Origin of the sequence: Sphingobacterium daejeonense (genome assembly GCF_901472535.1) — a bacterium.
Classification (GTDB): domain Bacteria; phylum Bacteroidota; class Bacteroidia; order Sphingobacteriales; family Sphingobacteriaceae; genus Sphingobacterium; species Sphingobacterium daejeonense.
This window is the reverse complement of the sequence record NZ_LR590470.1, coordinates 2,490,028-2,514,015: the sequence shown is the minus strand read 5'-3', so window position 1 is coordinate 2,514,015 and position 23,988 is coordinate 2,490,028. Positions and strand designations below refer to the sequence as shown.

Annotated in this window: 25 protein-coding genes and 4 pseudogenes; 10 read left to right on the top strand and 19 right to left on the bottom strand. The window is 36.6% G+C overall.

Features of this window, described 5'->3' with window-relative positions; translation table 11 throughout:
• Positions 1-17 precede the first annotated feature (17 nt).
• Positions 18-692: a FecR family protein gene (locus FGL31_RS12200; protein ID WP_138091799.1), complete on the bottom strand. Its 675-nt coding sequence runs from the start codon at positions 690-692 to the stop codon at positions 18-20.
• Here FGL31_RS12200 and FGL31_RS22700 point away from each other — a divergent pair.
• Complete coding sequence (locus tag FGL31_RS22700) at positions 691-861, top strand: hypothetical protein (RefSeq protein WP_171017660.1); 171 nt, start codon at positions 691-693, stop codon at positions 859-861. The two genes, FGL31_RS12200 and FGL31_RS22700, sit on opposite strands and share 2 nt — an antisense overlap.
• Positions 862-1,037: 176 nt before the next feature.
• On the opposite strand, the gene FGL31_RS12195 is transcribed toward FGL31_RS22700, so the two are convergent.
• From FGL31_RS12195 to FGL31_RS12145, 14 genes are all read right to left on the bottom strand, one after another.
• Complete coding sequence (locus tag FGL31_RS12195) at positions 1,038-1,652, bottom strand: RNA polymerase sigma factor (protein WP_138091796.1); 615 nt, start codon at positions 1,650-1,652, stop codon at positions 1,038-1,040.
• Positions 1,653-2,103: 451 nt separating this feature from the next.
• The gene (locus FGL31_RS12190; RefSeq protein ID WP_138091792.1) at positions 2,104-2,331 is read right to left on the bottom strand and encodes a hypothetical protein; all 228 of its coding nucleotides are present in this window, start codon (positions 2,329-2,331) and stop codon (positions 2,104-2,106) included.
• An 852-nt stretch (positions 2,332-3,183) separates the two neighbouring features.
• Entirely contained in the window at positions 3,184-3,369 is a 186-nt protein-coding gene (locus FGL31_RS25545; RefSeq protein ID WP_232046687.1) for a hypothetical protein, read from the bottom strand.
• Positions 3,345-3,629, bottom strand: coding sequence for a hypothetical protein (locus FGL31_RS25540; protein WP_232046686.1), 285 nt, complete (start codon positions 3,627-3,629; stop codon positions 3,345-3,347). The genes FGL31_RS25545 and FGL31_RS25540 overlap by 25 nt, the downstream gene beginning before the upstream one ends.
• A complete protein-coding gene (locus FGL31_RS25535) occupies positions 3,622-4,233 on the bottom strand; it encodes a beta-helix domain-containing protein (protein WP_232046685.1) in 612 nt (203 codons plus the stop codon). The genes FGL31_RS25540 and FGL31_RS25535 overlap by 8 nt, the downstream gene beginning before the upstream one ends.
• A gap of 4 nt (positions 4,234-4,237) precedes the next feature.
• Positions 4,238-4,582 (bottom strand): hypothetical protein, encoded by a 345-nt coding sequence (locus FGL31_RS25530; protein ID WP_232046684.1) that lies wholly within the window; start codon positions 4,580-4,582, stop codon positions 4,238-4,240.
• Positions 4,583-4,895: 313 nt separating this feature from the next.
• Positions 4,896-5,525 (bottom strand): hypothetical protein, encoded by a 630-nt coding sequence (locus tag FGL31_RS12180; RefSeq protein WP_138091789.1) that lies wholly within the window; start codon positions 5,523-5,525, stop codon positions 4,896-4,898.
• Positions 5,506-6,258, bottom strand: a complete 753-nt coding sequence (locus FGL31_RS12175; protein ID WP_138091786.1) for a TonB-dependent receptor domain-containing protein — start codon at positions 6,256-6,258, stop codon at positions 5,506-5,508. Before FGL31_RS12175 ends, FGL31_RS12180 begins: the two co-directional genes overlap by 20 nt.
• Entirely contained in the window at positions 6,236-6,529 is a 294-nt protein-coding gene (locus tag FGL31_RS12170; RefSeq protein ID WP_138091783.1) for a hypothetical protein, read from the bottom strand. Before FGL31_RS12170 ends, FGL31_RS12175 begins: the two co-directional genes overlap by 23 nt.
• Before the next feature lie 17 nt (positions 6,530-6,546).
• Positions 6,547-6,864, bottom strand: coding sequence for a hypothetical protein (locus FGL31_RS12165; RefSeq protein WP_138091780.1), 318 nt, complete (start codon positions 6,862-6,864; stop codon positions 6,547-6,549).
• 52 nt (positions 6,865-6,916) lie between these two features.
• On the bottom strand, positions 6,917-8,092 hold the full coding sequence (locus FGL31_RS12160) for a carboxypeptidase-like regulatory domain-containing protein (protein ID WP_138091777.1): 1,176 nt from the start codon (positions 8,090-8,092) through the stop codon (positions 6,917-6,919).
• A 180-nt stretch (positions 8,093-8,272) separates the two neighbouring features.
• Positions 8,273-8,893: a FecR family protein gene (locus FGL31_RS12155; RefSeq protein WP_171017659.1), complete on the bottom strand. Its 621-nt coding sequence runs from the start codon at positions 8,891-8,893 to the stop codon at positions 8,273-8,275.
• A gap of 40 nt (positions 8,894-8,933) precedes the next feature.
• The gene (locus FGL31_RS12150) at positions 8,934-9,152 is read right to left on the bottom strand and encodes a hypothetical protein (protein WP_138091772.1); all 219 of its coding nucleotides are present in this window, start codon (positions 9,150-9,152) and stop codon (positions 8,934-8,936) included.
• A gap of 94 nt (positions 9,153-9,246) precedes the next feature.
• Entirely contained in the window at positions 9,247-9,837 is a 591-nt protein-coding gene (locus FGL31_RS12145; RefSeq protein ID WP_138091770.1) for an RNA polymerase sigma factor, read from the bottom strand.
• Between the two features lie 532 nt (positions 9,838-10,369).
• On the opposite strand from FGL31_RS12145, the gene FGL31_RS12140 reads away from it, so the two are divergent.
• The gene (locus tag FGL31_RS12140) at positions 10,370-11,677 is read left to right on the top strand and encodes a S41 family peptidase (RefSeq protein WP_138091768.1); all 1,308 of its coding nucleotides are present in this window, start codon (positions 10,370-10,372) and stop codon (positions 11,675-11,677) included.
• An 87-nt stretch (positions 11,678-11,764) separates the two neighbouring features.
• Here the strand turns inward: FGL31_RS12140 and leuS are convergent.
• Positions 11,765-14,549, bottom strand: a pseudogene (leuS, locus tag FGL31_RS28960) (leucine--tRNA ligase).
• Positions 14,550-14,751: 202 nt separating this feature from the next.
• Between leuS and FGL31_RS12130 the strand changes: the two are divergent.
• The 5 genes and pseudogenes from FGL31_RS12130 to ribF all read left to right on the top strand — a co-directional run.
• Positions 14,752-15,602 (top strand): annotated as a pseudogene (locus FGL31_RS12130) (cell division protein FtsX); the annotation flags it as partial.
• Positions 15,603-15,661: 59 nt separating this feature from the next.
• A complete protein-coding gene (locus tag FGL31_RS12125; protein WP_138091766.1) occupies positions 15,662-15,883 on the top strand; it encodes a DUF3098 domain-containing protein in 222 nt (73 codons plus the stop codon).
• The gene (locus FGL31_RS12120) at positions 15,883-16,701 is read left to right on the top strand and encodes an undecaprenyl-diphosphate phosphatase (protein ID WP_099371093.1); all 819 of its coding nucleotides are present in this window, start codon (positions 15,883-15,885) and stop codon (positions 16,699-16,701) included. The genes FGL31_RS12125 and FGL31_RS12120 overlap by 1 nt, the downstream gene beginning before the upstream one ends.
• 341 nt (positions 16,702-17,042) lie before the next feature.
• Positions 17,043-17,764: pseudogene (truB, locus tag FGL31_RS12115) on the top strand (tRNA pseudouridine(55) synthase TruB).
• A 124-nt stretch (positions 17,765-17,888) separates the two neighbouring features.
• Positions 17,889-18,776 carry a riboflavin biosynthesis protein RibF gene (gene ribF / locus FGL31_RS12110; protein ID WP_317131002.1) on the top strand — a complete coding sequence of 296 codons (888 nt, stop codon included), beginning with the start codon at positions 17,889-17,891 and terminating at the stop codon, positions 18,774-18,776.
• A gap of 318 nt (positions 18,777-19,094) precedes the next feature.
• Here the strand turns inward: ribF and bshB1 are convergent.
• The 3 genes and pseudogenes from bshB1 to FGL31_RS12095 all read right to left on the bottom strand — a co-directional run bounded on the left by bshB1 (position 19,095) and on the right by FGL31_RS12095 (position 20,983).
• Positions 19,095-19,813: pseudogene (bshB1, locus tag FGL31_RS12105) on the bottom strand (bacillithiol biosynthesis deacetylase BshB1).
• Positions 19,814-19,862: 49 nt separating this feature from the next.
• The gene (locus FGL31_RS12100; RefSeq protein WP_099371097.1) at positions 19,863-20,360 is read right to left on the bottom strand and encodes a glutathione peroxidase; all 498 of its coding nucleotides are present in this window, start codon (positions 20,358-20,360) and stop codon (positions 19,863-19,865) included.
• The gene (locus FGL31_RS12095; RefSeq protein ID WP_232046681.1) at positions 20,357-20,983 is read right to left on the bottom strand and encodes a DUF4294 domain-containing protein; all 627 of its coding nucleotides are present in this window, start codon (positions 20,981-20,983) and stop codon (positions 20,357-20,359) included. Before FGL31_RS12095 ends, FGL31_RS12100 begins: the two co-directional genes overlap by 4 nt.
• 172 nt (positions 20,984-21,155) lie before the next feature.
• Here FGL31_RS12095 and FGL31_RS12090 point away from each other — a divergent pair, with 172 nt between their 5' ends.
• From FGL31_RS12090 to FGL31_RS12085, 3 genes are all read left to right on the top strand, one after another.
• Positions 21,156-23,234, top strand: a complete 2,079-nt coding sequence (locus tag FGL31_RS12090) for a RelA/SpoT family protein (RefSeq protein ID WP_394366144.1) — start codon at positions 21,156-21,158, stop codon at positions 23,232-23,234.
• 25 nt (positions 23,235-23,259) lie between these two features.
• A complete protein-coding gene (locus tag FGL31_RS29915) occupies positions 23,260-23,361 on the top strand; it encodes a hypothetical protein (protein WP_394366143.1) in 102 nt (33 codons plus the stop codon).
• A gap of 81 nt (positions 23,362-23,442) precedes the next feature.
• Entirely contained in the window at positions 23,443-23,937 is a 495-nt protein-coding gene (locus tag FGL31_RS12085; RefSeq protein WP_138091764.1) for a Fur family transcriptional regulator, read from the top strand.
• The last annotated feature ends 51 nt before the right edge of the window (positions 23,938-23,988 follow it).

Below are 23,988 nucleotides of genomic sequence, written 5' to 3'. Positions count from 1 at the left end.
TGGTTTGGGGTTAAACTTTACCATATTATTATTGTATTTTCATTTTGTTCATATTTGAATTCAGCGGAAAGCTGTAAGGCAGACATAATATTTTTCAGAGATTGATCTTTGATTTGAAGGCTGATAATTTTATCTTGAATACGTTTATTTTTAAATACAAAATCAACATTGAATTTTCTTTCTAATACCCTAGTGATGGACTTCATCGATTGATTGTGAAAAATTAATTTTCCATCTTTCCATTTTGAAACATCGTGTGTATTAATTTCTCCTTTTGTCCATGCTCCAGTTCCATTTTCAATTTCTACAGATTCACCTGCTACTAATATTTGATTTTGAAGAGGACTTACTACAGCAACTTTTCCTGTTCTGACAGATACAGAGCTCAGGTTGTCATCCCTATAAGAACTTACATTAAAAGAAGTTCCTAAGACTTGCACATCAAAGCCATTGGCAGAGATTTCAAACGGTTTATCTGGATTTTTGGATACTTCGAAATAGGCTTCTCCTACTAACTTGACTTCCCTTTTATCTTCAGAAAATATTTTGGGGTAACTTAATTTACTCATGCCGTTCAATATCACCATTGAGCTATCTGATAATTTGATCGTTTTATGCTCACCTACACCTGTGTTCACGACTAGAAATTCGCGGTTAAAGCTTGAATCATTTTGTTGTTGTTTATTTTGCATGAAAAACCAGCAACTGAGTCCTAGAAGAAAGACTAAGCTGGCTGCAACAGCATGGAACTTTTTAAATAGATTGAAATATTTGGATTTATTAGGCGGATTAATCCTCTCACTGATTTCTTGGAATGATTTATTGGGACAAGGTGTTGAATTGTTCCAAAGTAAGATTTGACTCTTCAAGATTTAACTGATAGAGCCATTGAGAAATCATTTTTTTCTCATCTTCCGAAAGGTTTCCAGATTGGTATCTGGACAAAAGGTTTTTTTAAATAATCTTTTTCTTGTTGCATATATAAGTAATAAGCAGCAAAATGGAAAAAGACCTAGTTGATTTCAGTTAACTTTTTATTAACTATTTATGAACCAAAAAAGAATAGCGATTTCTACGGCTACAGGTGAGTAATCATTGAGTTCTGATCGGATTCTTTTTAAGGCAGCATGGAGGTGGTTTTTTACAGTTTTTGGAGAAAGGTTCATTTTTTCAGCGATTGAATTTATGCTCAGTTGTTCTTCTTTACTTAGGATAAAAACAGCCTTCATTTTCTCGGGCATATTAGTGATAACCTCATTGACTTTATTGATCATTTCTTCATATTGTAGATTGATTTCCATGACTTCATGCTGATCAACAGGGAGGTTTTTCCTGTAGCTCCAGGAATTCAGTAAACTTTTTTGATGTGATTTTTGCTTAAAGCCTTTTGACCTAAAATATGTAGCTATTTTAAACCATAGTCTATTCCGCATATAAGCATCTAAACTATTGGTAATTGAAAGGCTTTCTCTTTTTTCCCAGAGTTCGATAAAAAGATCTTGTAATAAGTCATAAGATTCCTCTACATCTCCTATTTTCATTATTGTCAATCGGAGCATGTCAGCATAAAAGCGATTGTGAAATTCTTCAAAGGCTTGAGGGTCTGATTGGCTTATACGGAAAAATAATTGTTGATCAATAATTTCTTGCATAGCATAAATGATTAATCAAAACTATTATTTATGTATTAACTAAATATTAAATTACCGTAAATGAATAATCCTTTCGAATTTGCGATGACTACAATGATTACATAATTATGTTTTTGCATATAGCAAGATTTCAAAACTTGATTGCAGCAAATGAATTTTAAATGGTGATGTAGCTATATTATAAATTTTACTGTTTCTGGAAAATCATGAATATTGAATAGAAAAGGTTCCGAAATCTCAGAACCTTTTTCTTTGATGAAAGCACCAATTAAGTTTGATTTTAAATGAAACTAAATCTTTAAGACGCTATTATAAGAACATATAGCGAGAAAAATGATCTTGATACATTATATCCCTCCATCAGGATGTCTAACTCGACTATTTGGATCCCGATAATCACCCCAAAGAAGGTGGATATGAGCTGAGTTCTAATATATAAACATTTGCATTTTCAGAAAATGTAAAAATAAGCATAAGCTCTTACATCATCTATTATCAAGTCTTTTTTATTTTCATCTAATAATTTTGTTTTAATACTAGTTCTTGGGCGGTTTTTATTAATTATCTTAAAATCTTCTGGAATTTTTGCGGTAATATTAAAAATTGTGTCAACAGGTTTTTCGGTATATTTCACCTCTTTACCTCTAATTACTTCTCCCTCGATTTCATAAATTGCCAAATGGATTGGTTTGTTTTTTGGAGAAAATTTTTACATTATGACCAAAAATTTTTAGTGCTACTTTGCCACTTGGTACTTCAATCCCTTTTAAAGGATGTGGACCTATTGTAACTATGGAATCTATCAAATCATTATAGAAGTATGTAAAATGATTTTCACCTTTATTAAATGCTATTCTTTTTTAAAGTTTTTATCAGATCTCTGAAACTCCAAAAAAAGATCAATAGAATCTTGGTTTAAATATGGAAATAGAATTGGTTGACTCATAAATTTAATATCATCAATGTAATTGAAATTGGGTGAGGTACATCTCCAACTGCTTCCCATGTAAAAGTTGAAAAGTTTATATTGTCATCCATTATTTGACCTTTTTTACAAACTTATAGTAAAAATGATTAAATATATTAAACAAGTTAAAAAAATAAATATTCTCATGTTTTTATAAATTAAGCGAGTTGCTAACCACTTCGCGATATAATTTTATTTATTAATAATTTTTTAGTAGCTGCATTAATTGAAGAGTTTATTGAGGTAATCTTTTCAAAGATGATCTATCTTGACATATAAATTAGAATATTATTATCTGTATATCCATCTAAAATTTCATACCAATTATTTCTATCTATTTGACTATTTAAGGATTGGGTTTCTATATTAAGTATTAAAACTCTCTCTTGCATTGGTCTCTCCCATCAATATGAATAAATAAACTTTTTTATTATCAATATAATTCTTCTTTATTTTCTTTAAGTACTTTAGCCTTATAGAATTGTTGTATATAATAAGTTTTTTCATATCCAAACTATTAATTGGAGAGCTGATTAAGCTCTCCAATTATTGATTGTTTAATTATTAATAATTTTTTGGATCAAATTCTGTCCAATACTCAGTCCAAAGTTCTTTTGTACTAGGATTGAATGCACCTTTAAATGTTGATTTACCATCTCCATAGGCAGGTGAATTTGAAGTAGGTACTAAATTTCCAAGATTGTAATGAAAAGCATTTTCATGTACTATAAAAAATACCTCTTTGACCAAACAATTTTAAAAAATCGGCAGCCTGCATTAATTGATGTTCCTATTGCGGTAATATTTCCTGTTCCTGGTACTTCAGAATCACCCCCAAAAGGTGCTGAATAGGCATGTATCACATTATTACTAAAAACTGATCCTGTTACTGTTATATTTTCAAATACAGCACCAATATCATAACCTGCAATAATTGAATTGGTCATATTCATTGATGATGCTCTTCTCCAACGGTTTCCAAATCTTAACTGCTTTTTAGCTCTATCCATGTTTTGAATTCCTAAAAAGGTAAAGTTTTTCAAAATTGGTCCTGGTTGTAGGATCCCTAAATACACCTTCACCATTATTGTCAGACTCAATTCCGTTAGAATCTGATTTACCTGTTCTATCCAAACTGTTAGTGGATTGAGGGTCTTTCAATGAAAGCGCGTATTGTATAGTACCAGAATATCCAAAGTCAAAATCATAATCGTCATCATCTGTAGAGATTGCTACGAGGTATTTAGCATTTACAGATCCACCGAAGAATTCAAATGCATCATCTCTACCCCAAGAAACCTGGATATTTTCCAATGTAGTACCATTTCCTACCCCACCACAAGTCAATCCATTGATTTCATTGTCTTGGGAAAGATTGTACCCTGCAAATTCGATACGTACATACTTCAAAACGCCAGAATTATCTGCGTCATTTTGACCACCATAATCTACATCTACATTCAATGGTTTTGGAATACCTTCGATCCTTGCCGTTCCTGGATTGATCATTGCATTTCCCAATAATACAACTCCACCAAAGTCACCGGTATTTCTTTCACCAGCTGCTTTATCAGAAGTAAATACAATCGGCTCAGTTGCTGTTCCTATCGCCATGATTTTAGCATTTTTTGGAACTACCAATACGCCCTTGATATGGATGAGTCAAATCGGTTTCTTCATCATAATAGGGTTTGGTTTCACCAGAGACAATAAATGTACCCTCTTGAATGGTCAGGGTTGTTCCTGGTTCAACAAAAGCAACGCCTTTGATTTTCCAAACGGTATCTTTTGATAGATACAATTTAGTGATTAGGCCATTCTCATCTACAGGAATGGTGGCATGTGGTTTGGCAGGTAAGCCTGCTGTCATATCTCCCTTTGGAGACATCAATCTGTCTTTGTTACATCCAAATAACATGAATGCAGCCAATGCGAAAATGAACAATTTTTTTGTTGTGTTCATAACGATTTTTTTATGGTTGCTGCTATATAAAATAGTGTACCAAACTGTATTCCTTAGCAGCTTTTCGGTTACAGTCCAGGTTTTTAATTATTTATATTTTGCTCTGATTAAAAAGAATAAGTCAATGACAGGTTATATCGAACCCCTTCCCTGCTCTGATACAGTATAATATCTCCGTCTTTTTTGTTATATCTGACATCACCCTTGCTTTCTACGGTATTCCCTCTCTCCTTTTTGGTCAGCTATTTCGCCGGGTGAGTAATATAAATTGTTGCGATAAAACCTGGTCCAGTCATTCAAGACATTGGCTATATTAAATTTCATTTCGAGCTTTTTCTTGAGGAAAGCGTCCGTATAGCTGAAAGTCCAATTGCCTAGGAGCTAATTCGAATTCAACTCGACTCATGTCTATATTGCCCAGGTTTGTTCTATAACCTCGATGATTATAATTAGCTGTAGCTCCAAACTTGTCGCCCCAATAACCAAATCCAAGATTTAGCAACCAAGGAGACTGGCCCATTAACGGTCGGTCCTGGCTTGGTACTCTTTGTTGCATACGGACTGCTGTTGTTTCTCCCGGGGGATTGATCCAATTATACGCCGACAAAGCATTCACATGTGATTTTAAAACAGTACCATTGGCATATATAAACAGGTTGTTGAGCCATGGTTTTTCCGATAGGAATCCAAAATTTTTCCTGATTTCCATTTCTAAGCCCATATTGGTGGCAGATTCCATATTGGCATATTTATAAAGATTTCTATACCTCTCACCCTGAACCAATTCAATTGGTTTGTCCAAATATTTATAATATCCGGTTACTGATATAATTTCTCCGGGACCTGGATACCATTCCAAACGTATATCTGTATTTTCTACTATTGTTGAAACTACCTGCTCCCCTCCGATATAACCATTGATATCAAAAGAATAGAAAAGCAAACATACCGGTCTCGCGGAAATCGGGGCGGATAGCCGTTCTGGAAAAAGAGGTTCGGAAATTGAAATTATCCGTTATCTGATAAGTTAGGTTAATGGATGGAAGGATACGAGTCTGTTTATCTCCAACAGTAAGTCTATATGCGTATTTTGGATCTTCTAATGCATCTGGTCCGTACAATGAGAGGATCTGCTGTTCTTGTCTGTTTTCCAAGTCAAAAAATTCCAATCTTGCCCCATATACTAATCGTAATTTATCCCATAACTTTTGATCCAACATGATATAGGCAGAATGATTATTCATGCCTCCAGAGGATATTCTTCCACCAGTATTCATTGCATAATAATAAGCTTGACCATTTCCATTACCAAGATTCTCGGGTTTCATCAATTCGGCATAATTTGTCATGATCCGTGGTGCACTACGATTACTATTGGAAGGGTTTTCATCATATGACCTTGTCGCAGGCAGCATTTCCAGGACATCCAATGATCGGAACTTATTGACTCCCTGATACCCTATTTTCATTGTGTTCTCAAGAAAATCAGATATCTTAAACGATTTGGAAAATGATGCAGCCCAATTCAAATCCCTTTGGTTGATATTGGTCCATATTCTGTAATCGTATTTTTCAGTAACATTGGTGGATGCTGCGAACCTAAATAAATTTGGGTTTTGGAAATAATAGGTGTCTCCAATCTTGGTGGTTACATTATAGCGCATTCTTTTTCTCATCCAAGATCTGCTGTTTGATTTTATTTATGGTAAACATGACATCAGATTTGATTCCCCATGGTAGTGAAACTTCAGTATTCAACTGATGCTGTTGCAGAGACATAGCCTCCGGTTGTTGATATTGCTCACGAATCAAATTGCTTGGATTATCTATTGGAGGTGTTAAATCACCATAATATAATCTGGTGATCTGGTTGAAATGGTCTGCATAGGTTCGGGCATACATATTTTTCAATGATGCTTTAAAATCTGGAAGTTTGATAGCCGACATTTGCGACTACACTCGAATTACTGTTGAAAACGGAAAGATTGACCAGGCCCTCTTTTTCCAAAACCTACACTGTCCATAAAGTTTTGAAGTCCAATAGTTCCCCTAACATTATTAAATTCAACGATGTTTTGTTCATTTCTGAAATTTCCACTCAATGAAAACCCAAACCTCGAATTATTGCGGAGGTCATATACCCTTCCCAACGTCATCCGAATATTCTGATTGGGGTTAGCACCATATCTATAGGACTTAAATCCATCTGGATTGAGTTTTTTGCTTTGTTCAATAGCGTCAAGATCTTTATAGGTCAAATTATTATGGCGATAATTTAACATGAGATCTCTTGCTTTTTCATGGGTTTTTTCCCCTAAAGGAATTGCATCTTCTCTAATTGCTTCGGTATGGGTGTTCCATACAAAAAATATCTTTAGGTTGTTGTGCCGATTTGCTTGGTAATCCGAAATATTCTGAAGTACTGCGTTGGCCCAGTCGTAGGAAATCCTTACCTACTAACTGACTTGTGGTTCCCGATCCATATTGGAACAATGTAAAATTCGCATCAGGAATATCTAAGGTATTGATAGTGACCTGTCCTCCGGAAAACTCAGCTGAAAGCTCGGGACTGGCCGTCTTATTTACTACTACCGAGCTTACCATTTCTACGGGTATAATATCGAAAGCAAAATCGCGCTTAAATTGCGATGTACTAGGCAAAGGTATCCCATCCAACATTGCTTGATTATAACGGTCAGACATCCCCCTTACGATGACAGACCGGTTGTTTACAGTGGTTAAACCGGTAATTCTCTTCAGTACCTGTCCCACATCATTATCCGGCGTTCTAGCAATCTGTTCAGCTGATATACCGTCGGTAACTGTTACGGCATTCTTTTGGGCGGCATAGAGTCCTGATGTGGAAGCCTTTTTGAAGGTAGTTTCTACCCTTACTTCCTCAATCTTTGAACTACGATCAATCATGGCAACATCCAATTTTGTTGATTCGCCAGCTTTGACCTCCACTGATGCTATTTCTTGAGTTTGTTTTGAGATATGGCTAACTTGAACTTTATATGTTCCGGTCGGTAAACTAAGCGCATAACTCCCGTCTACCGAAGATTCTACCTTATAATTCGTGCCCAACACATGAATATTAGCTTTGCTCAATGGCTTTCCCCAATTGTCCAATATCCTACCGATCAGACGTCCATGCTGCTGTTTCTTCCGTTCTAACAGGATATAGCCAGCAGTTTCTTTGAATGTTATGGTCGAATTCTTGAGCGTATAACTCAGGACTTCTTTAAGTGGTCTGTTAATAAAGTTTTTAGTTTTTTGAGATTGAGAAGCCGATGCGATCAATTCTCGGTCATAGACTAATGGTATAAACTGTTCTTCGAGTTCATTTATCAATCCCAATAGACTAGGGGTTGGTTTTTCTACCGTCACTTTAGTCTCCAGCAATTGTCCTTTACTGGGATTTGCAATCAGTGTACTACAGATATTTAGCAGTACTATAAATATGGATGTTCTCATGAACAATAATCTGATATGTAAATAATAATGCATAGATTTGCTTTTGTATTAAATTCTTTAATTAAATTTTTAGGATTAATAATTGTATTTTAGGTCAATGATGGCGGTCATTGACCTATTTTTTAATAAAAAATCAACAGCTCACCCTCCTTTCTATATTGGTTTTTATGTAGCTCGGCAATAGCTTTGAGTAAATCTTGAATCGGCTTATTTTTATCTATAGGAACCGTATATTTTTGGCTTAATATTTTCTTTTGATTTGGTCGTTATCTGTATACCAAAATAATTGTTGATTTGTATGGCCAGTTCTTGAAAAGTCACTTGCTTTAGGAGCAATTGACCATAATCACGTTTATTAAATTGTAAAATATCAAGATTCCCCAATTTAAATTCTTGAGAAGATCGGTTGACGATCAACTCTTCGGATTTCGAAACTTTACTCAATAGTTTATGACCTAATTTTACCTCGACTAATCCAGATCGAACGGAAACTTTCTGCTGATTAAGTTCTGGGTATGAACTAATCATGAATGAAGTTCCCAGAACATTTGTATTCAGTTCACCTGCATTTACCGTAAAGATGGAGTTGCTATCACTTTTTACTTCGAAAAATACATCACCACGGATATGATCAATGTGGCGTTTACCATTATGAAATCCTGCGATGTCAACCTTAATCTTGGAATTCGGGTTCAAGGTTAGTATTGAACCATCGGGCAAATCAATCCGGACTCTTTCACCGATTTTACTGCTGAAAGTTCTGATCTCATTTTTGATTATTTTCGGTGTGTTGGGACTATACTGGGCATGCTGGATAAAAATATAAAAACCCAAAAGAAAGATAATACATGCTGCTACCTTGAAAATAATATACTTAGGTGTACTTATTTTTGAAAACTGATACTGCTGTTGGCTTATTGTCGATATTTTTATTTAACGATTCTAATATCCTAGCTTTTGAGTCTGAATCTAAGGGGGGAACATCCTTATTTTCAAAGGAATGATACCAACTCTCGATCAATTCAGATTCGCGTTGGGTAACTTCATTTTTCAGATATTGTCTTAATAATATATGTAAGACTTTTCTTTTCATTTCTTTATTGGCTTGTTCACTTATATATCTTGTGAAATGCCAATTTGTACTTCAAGAAAATGTTAAGAATAGATAAAAAATTTGTGAACTGATTTTATAAGTTACCTATTAGCGCAAAACTGATTTGAGAAATCATTATGATATCTAAATTCTCAGAATTCTCGTCTATATTTCGTTTCAGTCTTCTTTTTGCTGTGGTGAGATTGTTCTTGACGGTCTGTTCTGAGAGTTGCAGTTTTTCTGCAATACAGGGAATACTGTACTTTTCCCATCTCAGAAGGAGGATTTCTCGCATATTCTTAGACATTTTCTCTAATTCCAACTCTACGATCCTTTCCAATGCCAAATAAGTCTTTAGGTAGTCCGGATTTTGTTCAGCATGATTTTTTAAGTGCTGCGCCAATTCGTCCAATTGCGTGGAATGTGTTTTCAATCTGTTGAAATGGTCAATGATTTTGTATTTAATAGCTGAATAGAGATATTTGTCCAAATCAATTTGGTCATTCAGGCTAGCGCGTCGATCCCAAAACTGAATAAAGAGTTCCTGCAAGATTTCCTCTGCTATTACAGTATCTTTCACTCGGACCAAAGCATGACGGTAAAGTTGGTCAGCATAGTGGTTATAAATATGGGTATAAGCATCCCGACTACCCTCCTCTCTCAATAATCTTAAAAAACTGTTCATATCTGGTTAAGTTTGGTGATCAAATATAATCATCTAAAATTAATCAATTGTTAAAATTAGTAACCAATAGAATAGTGGTGTTAGACAGTAGACATAAGACATAAGACATAAGAATTGCAGGAATGCGAAATGGGGTTAATAGTTTTGAGAGCTAAAGCTCAATGAATAGAGGCATTTTTTAGAAATTAGAAAACGACGATTTTTTTGATATGGTTGGTGGGGACACCAACCATGGCGAACCAACCCTGTAGCATGTATGTTAAACCAAGATTACAACAGTTACGGATGGTTGGTGGGTACACCAACCATGGCGATAAGGGGTGCTAACCATGGCGAACTACTGCCATCTGTGTGACATGATTCTTTAACCAAGGGTTCTAGAGCTATTGATGGTTGGTGGAGACACCAACCATGGCGATATGGAGGTTCCTACCATGGTGCTCTTTTCGGTAGCTATGTTAATCTTATATTAAATTAAACTATCAAAATTAAGATTTAGGAAAATTTCAACTAATTCTTTTTAGCTTTAATCATGAAATTTTATGTGACTATCCTGCTAGTATTGAGTCTGTTATTTTCATGTCAAAAGGAACCTGTCCATTATGACTCGGGTAGTAATGAAGCAATAAACCAATGGATATTGGGAAACATGGATGATTATTATTTCTGGAAGATTAATCAATCTGGTCATAATCTTTCTGATAATCCTATCCAATTCTTTCAGAACTTACTTCATAAGGATGATCACTATTCTACAATCATCCAAAATATGAACTTAGCTAGTTACAAAAACAATTTTGAAACCAGCTTTGGCTTTGATTTCATTCAGGTGAAAAGAGAAGGATCTATCCAAGCAATCGTTACCTTGGTGGTTCCTGGATCACAGGCAGAGGAAATGGGACTGAAACGAGGAGATGTACTCTTAAAGATCAATGATTTGAACTTAAATGCAGATATTTCGGGTTCAGTTGAAAAAATATTAAATGGCAATTCACTAAATCTGTTGAGAAAGGATGGAAAAGAATTTAAGCTTGCTTCAGCTTATATCGCACAACCTGGAATTTATAAGGCTGTAACAATTGAAGTTGATAACAAAAAATTTGGCTACCTCTACCTCAGCCATTTTAATTTTGATTCCGGATATGACCTGATCGGGGAAATCCAAAAGTTTAAAACCGAGCAGGTAAAAGATGTTATTCTGGACTTGCGCTATAATCCTGGAGGTCAAGTATCTTATGCTGCATTCTGTGCGCTACTCCTTGGAAATGTAAATCCTACCGATCGTTTTGTCCAGATGGTAGGGAATAGTAAAGTTGGAAAAAAAGAATACAGTTTTATTGATGCTCTTTCTACCCAACCGGATGGATATTCATTTAAAGCAGAGGATATTAAATCAAAAAGTTTAAATCTTTCAAAAATCTATATTTTAAGTAGTAAGCAGTCGGCATCCGCATCCGAATTAATGATCAATAACCTCAAGCCTTATATGGATGTAATTCAGATTGGTGAATCCACTATGGGCAAAGATATGGCCAGCATCAACATTACTTCTGATAATGAAACGAGCGGCAATGGATATAAGTGGATTATGTCTCCCCTTGTCTATCAACTATTCAACAGCAAAGGTGAAGGAAATTATAAAACGGGATTAAAGCCACAGATAAACATTAATGAATTTTCAGCAGAGGAGCTCTATCCTTTTGGAGATATCAGGGATCCGCTAATTCAAGCGGCGGTCCATGGAGAAGTCAAACTGAAAGCTGGAACAAGGAATGAACCAACTATTGAGGTTGTTTACAGGTCAAAAACTGCACTCCAGATGGTGGTAGATGAAATTTAACATTATTTGTAAAATATTACATCTATTATACTAAAAAAGGCAAACCATTAGGTCTGCCTTTTTATATTTTTAAAATATTAATTGGTCTTAAATAACAATATTAATAATTTTTCCTTTTACAAAAATCACCTTTTTCACTGGCTTTCCATCTAACAGTCTCTGTACATCGGCATTATCATTCAATATTGCTTCTACAGCCTGTTGATCAAGGTCAAGAGCCAAAGGTAAGTTCATTTTCATCTTGCCGTTTATAGACACAGGATATGCGAATTCACTTTCTACTAAATATTCAGGTTTGAATTCTGGATAAGTAGCATAAGAAATAGATCCTGCAGGATTGCCCAATAATGACCAAAGTTCTTCAGTAATATGTGGTGCATAAGGTTCAAGAACGATCAATAGGTCTTCCAAGATCTTGCGCTTATTTGTTTTAAGGTCAGTAAGCTCGTTTACACAGATCATAAATGCTGAAACGGAAGTGTTGAATGAAAATCTTTCGATATCATCTTCCACTTTTTTAATAATCTTGTGTAAAGCTTTATATTCTGCTTTCGATGGTTCTTCATCAGAAACACGGAAGTTGCCTTCGGCGTCATGAAATAATCTCCATACCTTACGTAAGAATTTATATACCCCTTCAATACCATTTGTGTTCCAAGGTTTTGCCTGTTCCAACGGGCCCAAGAACATTTCATAGAGACGAAGGGTATCTGCCCCATATTGTTCGATGATATCGTCAGGATTTACAACATTGAATTTAGATTTTGACATCTTTTCAACTTCAGTACCACAGATGTATTTACCATTTTCAAGAATAAACTCGGCATCCTTATAATCGGGGCGCGACTGTTTGAATTTCTCTAGGTCCAAAACATCGTTATGGACGATATTAACATCCACATGTAGTGGATAAACCTGATATTGATCCTTCAATCCATAAGACACAAATTGATTTGTTCCTTTCCCTTCGTTGTCGAGCACACGATACACAAAATTAGATCGACCTTGAATCATTCCTTGGTTGATTAATTTCTTGAACGTTCTTCTTCATTATGGAAACCCAGGTCCTTCAAGAACTTGTTCCAGAAGCGAGAGTACAGCAAGTGGCCTGTAGCGTGCTCAGAACCACCGATATATAGATCCACTGCTTTCCAATAATCTACAGCATCTTGGGATGCGAAATTACTTTGGTTTTTAGGGTCCATATAGCGGAACCAATACCATGAAGAACCTGCCCATCCTGGCATTGTGCTCAATTCATACTCGTATTGATCTTGATATTTCCAACCTTCAGCACGACCCAATGGTGGCTCGCCAGTTTTCTGTTGGTAAGTATTTATCTACCTCAGGCAATAGCAAAGGAAGTTCTTCTTCTTTAATTAAATGAGGCAATCCATCTTTAAAGTATACCGGTACTGGTTCGCCCCAATACCTTTGTCTTCCAAAAATGGCATCACGCATCCTAAAATTGATTTTTGCTTTTCCTAATTTCAGGTTTTCCAGTCGCTCGATTAATGCAGGAACTGCTTCCTGGTAGGTCATACCATTGATGAAATCGGAATTGATATATTTTCCATCCTTATTCGGATCCGCTTCTTCTGAGATATCTTGAGAATCGGAAATAGGAATAATAGGAAGATTAAAGTGTTTTGCAAATACGTAATCACGTTGGTCACCTGAAGGTACTGCCATGACGGCTCCGGTGCCATATCCAGCTAATACATAATCAGCAATCCAGATTTGCACATCTTCTCCTGTCAATGGATGTTTAGCATAAGATCCTGTGAATGCGCCAGAGACAGTTTTAGTATCTGCCAATCTATCCAATTCGGATTTTTTAGAAGTTTTATCTATATAAGATTCAATTTCAGTTTTTTGACTATCTGTAGTTAAAGCAGATACTAGCTCATGTTCGGGTGCCAATACAACGAAACTAACACCATAGATTGTATCTACTCGTGTGGTGAATACTTCGATATTTTCGTTCAATTGTGCGACTGGAAATTTAACACTAGCTCCTACCGATTTTCCGATCCAGTTTCTTTGCATTTCTACAAGAGGTTCTGGCCAATCGATGGTATATAGGCCACGCAACAGTCGGTCAGCATAAGCTGTGATTCGCATAGACCATTGCATCATTTTCTTTTGTTCCACCGGATATCCTCCGCGTTCAGATACACCATTGATGACCTCATCATTTGCAAGTACTGTACCTAGAGCTGCACACCAGTTGACCGTACTTTCTCTAAGAAAAGCCAGTCTATATTTTAAGAGCTCGGTTTGTTTTTCGTTGTCCGAGAAATTTCTCCATTCTTCAGCGGAAAATGATAGAACATCATCATCAGATTCAGCATTGATACCTTCAGAGCCTGAAGTTTCAAATTTAGAGATCAAATTGGAGATAGGTTCAGCTTTGTCAGACTCTTTATTATACCATGCATCAAAAAGTTGCATAAAGATCCATTGAGTCCACTTATAATACTCAGGATCGGAAGTACGCACTTCGCGGGACCAGTCATAAGAGAATCCAATATTATCAAGTTGTTCTCTATATCTATTGATATTTGCTTCCGTAGTAATTGCGGGGTGTTGTCCTGTTTGGATTGCATATTGTTCAGCAGGCAAACCAAAAGAGTCATACCCCATTGGGTGCAATACGTTAAAGCCTTTTAATCTTTTGTATCGTGAGAAAATATCGGAAGCAATATAGCCGAGCGGGTGACCAACATGCAGACCTGCCCCTGAAGGATACGGAAACATGTCCAAAACATAGTATTTTGGTTTTTCTGTTGATTCAGAAGTTTTGAAGGTCTGGTTTGTCAGCCCAAAACTTTTGCCATTTTTGCTCGATAGATTGATGATTATAATCCATTATATATTGTAAATGTATTGTACAAAGAACTGCGAAATTAGCGAATTTAGGGTAAATTCAGTATAAAAGTTTTTTATTCTATACAATAAATTCAGATATTCGTTGTTAGAAAATTAGTATTGGAAAAAAATAAATCCTTACTTTCGCAAGAATAAACGCAGATTCAAATATATGTCAGTGATCGAACAGGGTTCGCCAAGGAAAAAAAACGAAATCAGTATACGTATCTACAGTAATCAGTATCGCACTGGTTCTATTGATGACAGGTCTTTTGGGATTGATTCTAGTCCACGCAAAAAACTTATCCCGCTATGTCAAAGAGAATATTGTCCTTAATGTTATCGTGAATGATAATGTCAATGAAGGCGATGTGCTTTCTTTGCAGAAGGATTTGGAAAAAGACCCTTATGTATTACGTTCTGAATATGTCAGCAAGGAACTTGCAGCCAAGAATCTAAGAGAAGATTTGGGTGAAGATTTCGTTGAATATTTTAGGTAGAAACCCTCTCCTTCCTTCTATTGACATCTATATGAAGGAACAATATGCCAACAGTGATTCTATTCAGACCTTCATCAATAAAATCAGCAAGAACAGCCGTATCAAAGAAGTTGTTTATCAGGAGTCATTGATTGATATGGTCAACAAGAATATCCGTGTGATTTCGATTGTTATTTTGGCATTTACGGTTGTGCTTTTAATCATTGCTGTTGCTTTGATCAACAATACCATTCGATTGGCGATCTATTCTCAACGTTTCTTGATCAAGAGTATGCAGTTGATTGGTGCTACCAAAGGTTTTATTCGTCGGGCCTTATATCTTATATGGTATTGCCCATGGATTGATAGGTGCTTTGATAGCCATCCTTTTATTGATCTTAACTTTACAGTTTGCTCAGAAACAGGTACCTGAATTGGTATTCCTTCGCGATTGGTTTGAATTCGCGATGATATTTGCCATCGTACTTGGATTGGGGATCTTGATTTCTGCAGCGAGTACATATTTTGCCGTTACCAAATATTTACGTGCTAAGTCAGCAAGTTTATATAGATAAATCAATTGTTAATCAGTTTTAAAAAATGAAGTCAGACAAAAAAAGTAAAAACAACTCCAGTGACTACAAACAGAGCGGAGTTCGTATTTAAAAAAGATAAATTATCAATTATTCATTGCGAGCATTGTTATGTTGCAATAGGTTTCATTTTGATGATGGGTACTGAGAATATTTATAGCTTTACCAAGATTACATTGGCACCATTAGTGGTTGTTGCAGGTTTTGCTCTAGGATTCGTAGCCATTTTATATAAACCTAAGAACAAGACAAATCAGGAGTAATGAGTATTTTTGAAGCAATAATCCTAGCCATCGTTGAAGGCTTAACCGAATATCTTCCAATTTCCTCAACTGCACACATGGGCTTTACTGCCGCATTGATGGGTATGGAAGAAAGTGAATACCTTAAAATGTTCCAAGTATCTATTCAATTTGGAGCAATATTATCAATCGTTGTCCTTTATTGGAAGAAATTCTTCGATTTCAAGAACCTTAAGTTTTATTATAAATTGGCTATTGCTGTTATTCCAGCATTAGTTCTAGGAAAACTGTTGGATGATAAAATTGAAGCTGTATTGGGAAATCAGATCGCCATTTCTACTGTTTTGGTATTAGGTGGTGTGGTTCTTTTGTTCGTTGACAAATGGTTCAAGAATCCAAAGATTACCGACGAAAAAGAAATTCCGGTTAAAAAAGCATTTATCATTGGTTTTTGGCAGTGTTTAGCGATGATGCCAGGGACCTCTCGTTCTGCAGCCTCCATTATTGGTGGTCTTACCCAAGGGTTGGACCGTAAGGCAGCCGCAGAATTCTCATTCTTCTTGGCCGTACCTACCATGCTTGCCGTAACAGTATATTCCATCTTTGTAAAAACATGGGGTGAAGGAACTGCTCATGCCCAAAAAGGCTATGAAATGATTATGTCCAGCAATGAAAACATTATGGTTTTCATCATTGGAAACATTGTAGCATTTGTGGTAGCTATGATCGCTGTAAAATCCTTTATCACTGTATTGACAAAATATGGCTTCAAATTCTGGGGTTGGTACCGAATTGTTATCGGAATAGCGCTGTTGGTGTTTTTTTATACGCAGAGGTAGATATGAGATTTGAGATGTGAGATATGCGACAGTGAGGGTGCTAGATTAGATGTGAGATTTGCGACAGTGAGGGTGCTAGGTGGGATGTGTGTATAAAGAGAAAAAATATTTTTTATTAAGGGCTTGGAAAAGCCCTTTTTTTATTTTCTAACCGTGGTTGGTGGAGACACCAACCACGGCAACGGAACATTGACTCCTTGCTTTTCCGTTTTCTATCTCATATCTCACATCTCATATCTCACATCTCATTAATTATTCCTATTTTTGCACAAAATTTAGCCAGGGATATGTTTCAACATCGAATTGATGTTAGGGACATTTTAATGAAACTTTTAGATTAAATGAGCAATAATACAGAAGGACAAGCTAAGCCAAAATTTGCTTTTGCGGAGGGTGAAGTACTATTAATCGACAAGCCATTAACTTGGACAAGTTTTGATGTGGTAGGAAAATTAAGGAATAGCATCAAGCCTTTGAAGGTCAAGGTGGGTCATGCTGGGACTTTGGATCCTTTAGCGACTGGTTTATTGATTGTCTGTACCGGGAAGATGACCAAACAGATCGATGGTTTTCAAGCTGAAGACAAAGAATATACTGGGACAATTACTTTGGGAGCTACCACGCCATCTTATGACCTAGAAACCGAAATTGATCAAACATTCGATATTTCAAATATCCAGGATGAAGATATCCTAAATGCTGCTGCTGGATTTGTCGGCGTTCAGGACCAATATCCACCTGTGCATTCTGCCATTAAGATTGGTGGTGAAAGAGTCTATGAAAAGGCACGCCGAGGTGAGGAAGTAGAATTAAAAGCTCGAAGAGTTGAAATCATGGAATTTGAAGTTGTGAAGATTGAAATGCCTGTGGTTCACTTCCGGATAAAGTGTAGCAAAGCACCTATATCCGTTCTATTGCTCATGACTTCGGAAAAGTATTGAACAACGGTGGTCATCTATCATCATTGAGAAGAACAAAATCTGGCGAATTTGATGTCAAAGACGCCTGGGAACTAACTGAATTAATTAACCAAGTAAAAGAATTGAAGCACCAAACGGTCTAAATTCAAAGACTTAGAAAAATATATAATGAAAATATACAGGAATCTGGATGAATTCAAACCCACTGGATTATGCCATCGTTACAATAGGTACATTTGATGGAGTTCATGTCGGTCATCAGAAATCTTGAACAAGCTAACTGAGTTAGCCAAGGATAATACCGGAGAAACTGTATTGCTTACCTTCTTCCCCCACCCTAGACTGATTATCAATCCGGACGATGACACCCTTCGTCTGATCAATGATATTGAAGAAAAGGCTGAAAGATTGGCATTGGCAGGTATCGACCACTTGATCATCACTCCTTTTACGAGAGATTTCTCAATCCAAACTCCTGAAGAATATATTTCCAATGTTCTGGTGAATAAGATTGGGTGCAAGAAAATCGTTATCGGTTATGACCACCATTTTGGAAAAGACAGAAAAGGAACTATCAAGGATCTAATTCATTTCTCTGAAATATTCGATTATTCCGTTGACCAAATCCCGGAGCAAGATATTGAGGATGTGGCAGTTTCTTCGACCCGTGTTCGTGAGTCGTTGATCAAAGGTGATATCACAACAGCAAATAAATATTTAGGATATCCATTCGAGCTGACAGGTACCGTTATAAAAGGAGATCAAATTGGCAGAGAAATCGGTTTTCCGACGGCAAACCTTCATGTGCACGAAGCTCACAAATTGATCCCAGCATATGGTATCTATGCGGTGGAAGTTGAGATTTATCCTAGAACTACTGAGATTGTAACTGGCGATTATTATGAACCAGAACCAGAACGCGTAGCAAAAGGAATGTGCTATATCGGTACAAGACCAACCGTTGACGGTATGAACAGAAAAATTGAAGTTAACTTATTGGATTTCAACGATGACCTTTACAGCAAAACCATCCGCGTAAAATTTTTGGAATTTATCCGTCATGATCAATGGTTTGAAAGCCTTGAACTTATGCAGGAACAGATCAAAAAGGATGAAGTAGCAATTAGGAGTTATTTTGAGGGGAAAGGGTTGTAGACATTAGACAGTAGACATAAGCCAATAGACATTAGACATTAGACATAAGACATAAGACATAAGACAATAGACATTAGACATTAGACATTAGACATAAGACATAAGAATTTTATGGCGTTGCAATGGGTTGAACCTAGGACTTTTTAGTCAAATTTTCGCTCCTAATAACACTAAAACCATTTTTGTATTATATATTATTCACTATCAAATTATCAATTTCACATAAAAAAGGTCTGAAGCTTCAATCTTCAGACCTTTTTATTATTTTAATAAACTATCTCAGTTCTTATGTCTTATGTCTATTGTCTAATGTCTATTTTAATACAACTCAAACAAATCCCTTACTCCCAAGATTTTTCTAGAGGTAAATCCTTCGGCGTATTTTACTTGGATGGATCTGCCGAATTCGTGTGCTCTAGCTTTGGTGGAGTCCATAAAGTCGGGGTTTGAGATATAGGTTTGTGGTTCATCGTCGTCATTGCCGACATTGAACTGTGATGTATAGGCAAGGATAGACCTTTCTTTGATGTCCCAGTATTCAGTGATATCGATCAGGATATCGGGGTTATATATTTGTCTTGGATCAGTTGCAGCTGCAGTCGTGGACGGTATGGCTCTTGCGAAATGCCATCCAGTTCAGTTTCGATTCGTCTGAGTCCAGCAAGGAAGAGCGCATCGTTTACGAGTTTACTGGCACGTCCATGGTCAGGGTGTCGGTCTTCCCATGCATTGGTGATAACAATTTCAGGTTGGTATTTACGTATTGCTTTAATAATAGCGATTTGGTGTTCTTCATTGTTCTGGAAGAAACCATCACGGAGTTTCAGATTTTCACGTACGGCCACTCCGAGGATTTCTGCAGCGTCTTGAGCTTCTTGTGCTCGGATTTCAGGAGTACCCCGAGTTCCAAGTTCGCCAAGAGTCAAGTCTACAATTCCTACGGTCTTACCTTCAGCTACGTATTTGGCAATAACACCCCCTGCTCCTAATTCAGCGTCATCAGGATGAACGGTCATTACTAATAAATCTAATTTCATGTGATCGTGTATTTTGTACAATACACAATTATACGAAAAATCACTGCTATTACTTGTCGCTAAGCAGTTCTTCTATGCGATTGTGGACTTTCTTTGACATTGGGCTGGTCAAGGAATAGAAATGGTCGACAACCTCTCCTTTTTTATTGACAAGATACTTATGGAAGTTCCACATTGGGGAGGTTCCGATTTTGCCATTAGCATTGATATCTGTCAAATATCCATACAAAGGGTCTTTATATTCTCCGATGACATGGATACGTTTGAAGACAGGAAATGTTACTTGTTGATTCACGCGGCAGAAAGTTTCCAATGTTCTTCCAGTAAGGGGTTCTTGATTTCTGAAGTCATTCGAAGGGAATGCCAATATTTCAAAACCCATGTCTCTATATTTTTTGTATAAGTTTTCAAGGGTTTTGAATTGTTTGGTAAAAAAGCAATTGCTGGCTGTATTCACGATCAGTAATACTTTACCTTCAAAATCGCGAAGTGATTTCTTCTGTCCGCTGAACTCTAGTGCATTATAATCATAAACGGTCTTACTCATAAAAAAAGGTTTTTAGGGTTGGCCATAGGACGCGAACGTTCATATTCGCGAATTATGTTTTCAATTTCATAATCTTCTGCTGGATCGTAGGTACTTTTTAGGTTATGACCAAATATTTTGGCAACTCCTTGGTAGACGAATGCGGATATTCCGCCTTTCATGTCTTTTACGAGTTCATAACTTGTATTACCTGTTTGTCTTTCTATTAGTTTAATCAGGATCTTACCTTGTGAAATGCTCAAGTTTTTCACTTCTGAAGTGATTTTATCTTTGATTTCTTGTTCACATTCTTTGATCAATCTTTTTTCTTCTCTTCTCGAATTTGTCATTGCCAAGTCGCGGTCGAGTTGCTCATAGCGTTTCTGCGCATAGATTGCATACGGTAACACACGAATAACGTTTCTTCTGAGTCTGAGGTATTTCTGGCGGTCGTCTTCTGTTTTAAATGTCCTTCTGGCATAGACCACTACTTCCTCGATTGGGAACCATGGCACGACCTCCCCATTGTCTAGGGTTGTGGTGGCATAATGCTCAACCACTTCTGGTTTACCAGGTCCATATTGGGGCTTTATGAGCGTCTGAGCTTGTATTGATAGAGGCAAAACAAACATGACAAAAACCATAAAAACCCACTTTAAATTACTTCCACACATCATCATTATAATAAGCCCTATGCAAATAAATTTAATTTTTTTCCGTATATTTATACTTTACAATTTAGTATAAATTCTTGAATTATTAGTTCAATAAATATAACAAAATTATTTATTTTTTTATTGTTAGCAATGCATTTTTATGGAAGAATATGTGATTGATATTGAGGCTGAAAATAAGGAAATCCGTAAAAGATATCGCGCGCTGCTTAGAGCTTGTAAACCTACACTTCAAAAAGGTGACAAGCAACAGATCAGAAAGGCCTTTGATTTAGCATTGGAGAGCCATAAAGACATGCGTCGTAAATCTGGCGAGCCTTATATTTACCATCCTATTGCTGTGGCCCAGATTGCTGCAGAAGAAATCGGGTTGGGAACCACTTCTATTGTCTGCGCATTGCTACATGATGTTGTTGAAGATACCAGTGTAACACTTCAGGACATCGAGGAACAGTTCGGAAAGAAAGTTGTACGAATCATTGATGGTCTAACCAAGATCTCAGGCATATTCGACCCGAACAGCTCCATGCAAGCTGAGAACTTTAGAAAGATGTTGTTGACCCTGGCAGATGATGTTAGGGTAATCCTGATCAAATTGGCAGATAGGCTCCATAACATGAGAACCATGGAGTTTATGGCACGCCACAAGCAGTTGAAGATTGCTTCGGAAACCAGCTATTTATATGCTCCATTGGCACATCGTTTGGGCCTTTATGCTATCAAGTCTGAATTAGAAGACTTGTCCATGAAGTATACCGATCCGGATACTTATAAATTCATTGCCAAGAAACTGAATGAGAAAAAAGCGGAACGTGAAAAATTCATTGTAGATTTTATCACTCCTATCCAAGAGATATTGGCAGAAGAAGGAATCAACGCTTCTGTTTTTGGGCGACCAAAATCGATCCACTCCATTTGGAACAAGATGCGGAAGAAATCTATCCCATTTGAAGAGGTATATGATTTGTTTGCCATCCGTATTATCATCGATACGGATGACGAAAAGGAAAAAACAGAATGTTGGAAGGTGTATTCTATCGTAACAGACTTATACCGTCCGAATCCTGACCGTTTGAGGGATTGGGTTTCTTCCCCTAAGGCTAATGGGTACGAATCCTTGCATACCACTGTGATGGGTCCTCGAGGACAATGGGTTGAAGTACAGATTCGTACGAGGAGAATGAATGAAATCGCAGAAAAAGGGTTTGCAGCTCATTGGAAATACAAGGAATCCAATTCTGACAATGGCTTGGATCAATGGATTCAGAAGGTTCGTGATATATTGAATAATCCTGAACCCAATGCTTTGGATTTTGTGGATGATTTCAAGATGAACCTGTTTTCTGACGAGATTTTTATTTTTACTCCAAAAGGAACTTTGGTTCAATTGCCGAATGGTGCTACTGCCTTAGATTTTGCTTTTGAAATTCATACGGATATTGGTGCAACCTGTATAGGTGCCAAAGTAAACCATAAATTGGTACCGCTGAGCCATGAGCTGCTGAATGGTGATCAGGTAGAAATCATCACTTCCAGCAAACAAACTCCTAAAGAAGATTGGTTGAATTTTGTGGTTACGGCCAAAGCAAAATCCAAAATCAAATCTTCCTTGAAAGAAGAGAAACGCCGTGTAGCTGAAGATGGTAAGGAGATATTGGAACGTAAATTAAAGTCCCTTAAGATTACCTACAATACCGAAAACATCAATAAGATCGCTAATTTCTTTAAATATCCAAGCTCGCAAGAACTATTTTATAATGTTGCCAAGGGTACAATAGATATCAAGAACTTAAGGAATTTTGTGGCGAACGAACGTTCTGAGGACGCCAATCAAAATCAATTCCAGTCTCATATCAATGGTCTCGTTGAAAAGATCAATAAGAAGGATGATACTATTTTAATTGGCGATGATTATCAGAAAGTAGATTATACTTTAGCACCATGTTGTAATCCGATTCCGGGAGATGATATTTTCGGATTTTTGACGGTTAATGATGGGATCAAGATTCATAGGACCAGTTGTCCGAATGCTTCCAAATTAATGGCGAACTATGGTTACCGTATCTTAAAAGCAAAATGGGCATCTTTGCACAATAGTGTTGCATTCTTGACTGGGTTAAAGATTGTAGGTATCGATGATGTTGGTTTGGTGAACAAGATTACGACTGTAATTTCACAAGACTTCAAGGTAAAACATTCGTTCACTGTCGATTTCGAGTAATGAGGGTATTTTTGAGGGCGACATTATGGTTTTTGTGAACGACACTGATCAATTGGACAGTTTAATCAAGCACTTGAAGCAGATTCCGGGCATCACTGGAGTGACGAGATACGAGTCGGAGAACTAAAGACTTACAGGGTATTGACAATTCTAATCGTGAATACCGCTGTATTTTGGTAAATTTGAATTTTTACAAAGGACACACCTTATGAAACAAGGGGAAAATTACGAAACCGTTAAGAAGATTTTTGAGGCATACCTTGAAAACAAGAACCTACGAAAAACACCTGAGCGTTATGCTATTTTAGAGGAGATATATTCTAGGTCGGATCATTTCGACGTGGAGTCATTATATATCCACATGAAAAACAAGAAATACCGTGTTAGTCGTGCCACGGTTTATAACACATTGGAGTTGTTAGTTTCTTGTGATTTGGTGACCAAGCATCAATTTGGTCGTAATATGGCTCAATTCGAGAAATCCTACGGTTACAAACAGCATGACCATGTAATCTGCATTGAATGCAACAAGGTTGTAGAATTCTGTGACCCAAGAGTTTATCAGATTCAATCTATGATTGGGGACCTGTTGAATTTTGACATCAAGCACCATTCGCTAAACCTTTATGGAATCTGTGCTGACTGCCGCAAAAGCAAGCTTACTCAAGATGCTCCCGCAAAAGAAGCAGTAATTTCAAATTAATTTAACATTCGAGGAATTAATATATACCTTTGTTCGGAAAAAGGCTGGTAA

What these genes read in the sequence shown, in the direction of transcription:
- FGL31_RS12145 (WP_138091770.1), bottom strand. Translation starts at nt 9,837, where the DNA reads ATGAACAGTTTTTTAAGATTATTGAGAGAGGAGGGTAGTCGGGATGCT.
- FGL31_RS12165 (WP_138091780.1), bottom strand. Translation starts at nt 6,864, where the DNA reads ATGTTAAATTATCGCCATAATAATTTGACCTATAAAGATCTTGACGCT.
- FGL31_RS12175 (WP_138091786.1), bottom strand. Translation starts at nt 6,258, where the DNA reads ATGAGAAAAAGAATGCGCTATAATGTAACCACCAAGATTGGAGACACC.
- FGL31_RS12095 (WP_232046681.1), bottom strand. Translation starts at nt 20,983, where the DNA reads ATGGTTTTTGTCATGTTTGTTTTGCCTCTATCAATACAAGCTCAGACG.
- FGL31_RS12170 (WP_138091783.1), bottom strand. Translation starts at nt 6,529, where the DNA reads ATGTCGGCTATCAAACTTCCAGATTTTAAAGCATCATTGAAAAATATG.
- FGL31_RS29915 (WP_394366143.1), top strand. Translation starts at nt 23,260, where the DNA reads ATGGTTTTTGTGAACGACACTGATCAATTGGACAGTTTAATCAAGCAC.
- FGL31_RS12150 (WP_138091772.1), bottom strand. Translation starts at nt 9,152, where the DNA reads ATGAAAAGAAAAGTCTTACATATATTATTAAGACAATATCTGAAAAAT.
- FGL31_RS25530 (WP_232046684.1), bottom strand. Translation starts at nt 4,582, where the DNA reads ATGAACACAACAAAAAAATTGTTCATTTTCGCATTGGCTGCATTCATG.
- FGL31_RS12200 (WP_138091799.1), bottom strand. Translation starts at nt 692, where the DNA reads ATGCAAAATAAACAACAACAAAATGATTCAAGCTTTAACCGCGAATTT.
- FGL31_RS12090 (WP_394366144.1), top strand. Translation starts at nt 21,156, where the DNA reads ATGGAAGAATATGTGATTGATATTGAGGCTGAAAATAAGGAAATCCGT.
- FGL31_RS12100 (WP_099371097.1), bottom strand. Translation starts at nt 20,360, where the DNA reads ATGAGTAAGACCGTTTATGATTATAATGCACTAGAGTTCAGCGGACAG.
- FGL31_RS25535 (WP_232046685.1), bottom strand. Translation starts at nt 4,233, where the DNA reads ATGGCGATAGGAACAGCAACTGAGCCGATTGTATTTACTTCTGATAAA.
- FGL31_RS12195 (WP_138091796.1), bottom strand. Translation starts at nt 1,652, where the DNA reads ATGCAAGAAATTATTGATCAACAATTATTTTTCCGTATAAGCCAATCA.
- FGL31_RS12140 (WP_138091768.1), top strand. Translation starts at nt 10,370, where the DNA reads ATGAAATTTTATGTGACTATCCTGCTAGTATTGAGTCTGTTATTTTCA.
- FGL31_RS22700 (WP_171017660.1), top strand. Translation starts at nt 691, where the DNA reads ATGAAAAACCAGCAACTGAGTCCTAGAAGAAAGACTAAGCTGGCTGCA.
- FGL31_RS25540 (WP_232046686.1), bottom strand. Translation starts at nt 3,629, where the DNA reads ATGGATAGAGCTAAAAAGCAGTTAAGATTTGGAAACCGTTGGAGAAGA.
- FGL31_RS12085 (WP_138091764.1), top strand. Translation starts at nt 23,443, where the DNA reads ATGAAACAAGGGGAAAATTACGAAACCGTTAAGAAGATTTTTGAGGCA.
- FGL31_RS12120 (WP_099371093.1), top strand. Translation starts at nt 15,883, where the DNA reads ATGAGTATTTTTGAAGCAATAATCCTAGCCATCGTTGAAGGCTTAACC.
- FGL31_RS12160 (WP_138091777.1), bottom strand. Translation starts at nt 8,092, where the DNA reads ATGCATTATTATTTACATATCAGATTATTGTTCATGAGAACATCCATA.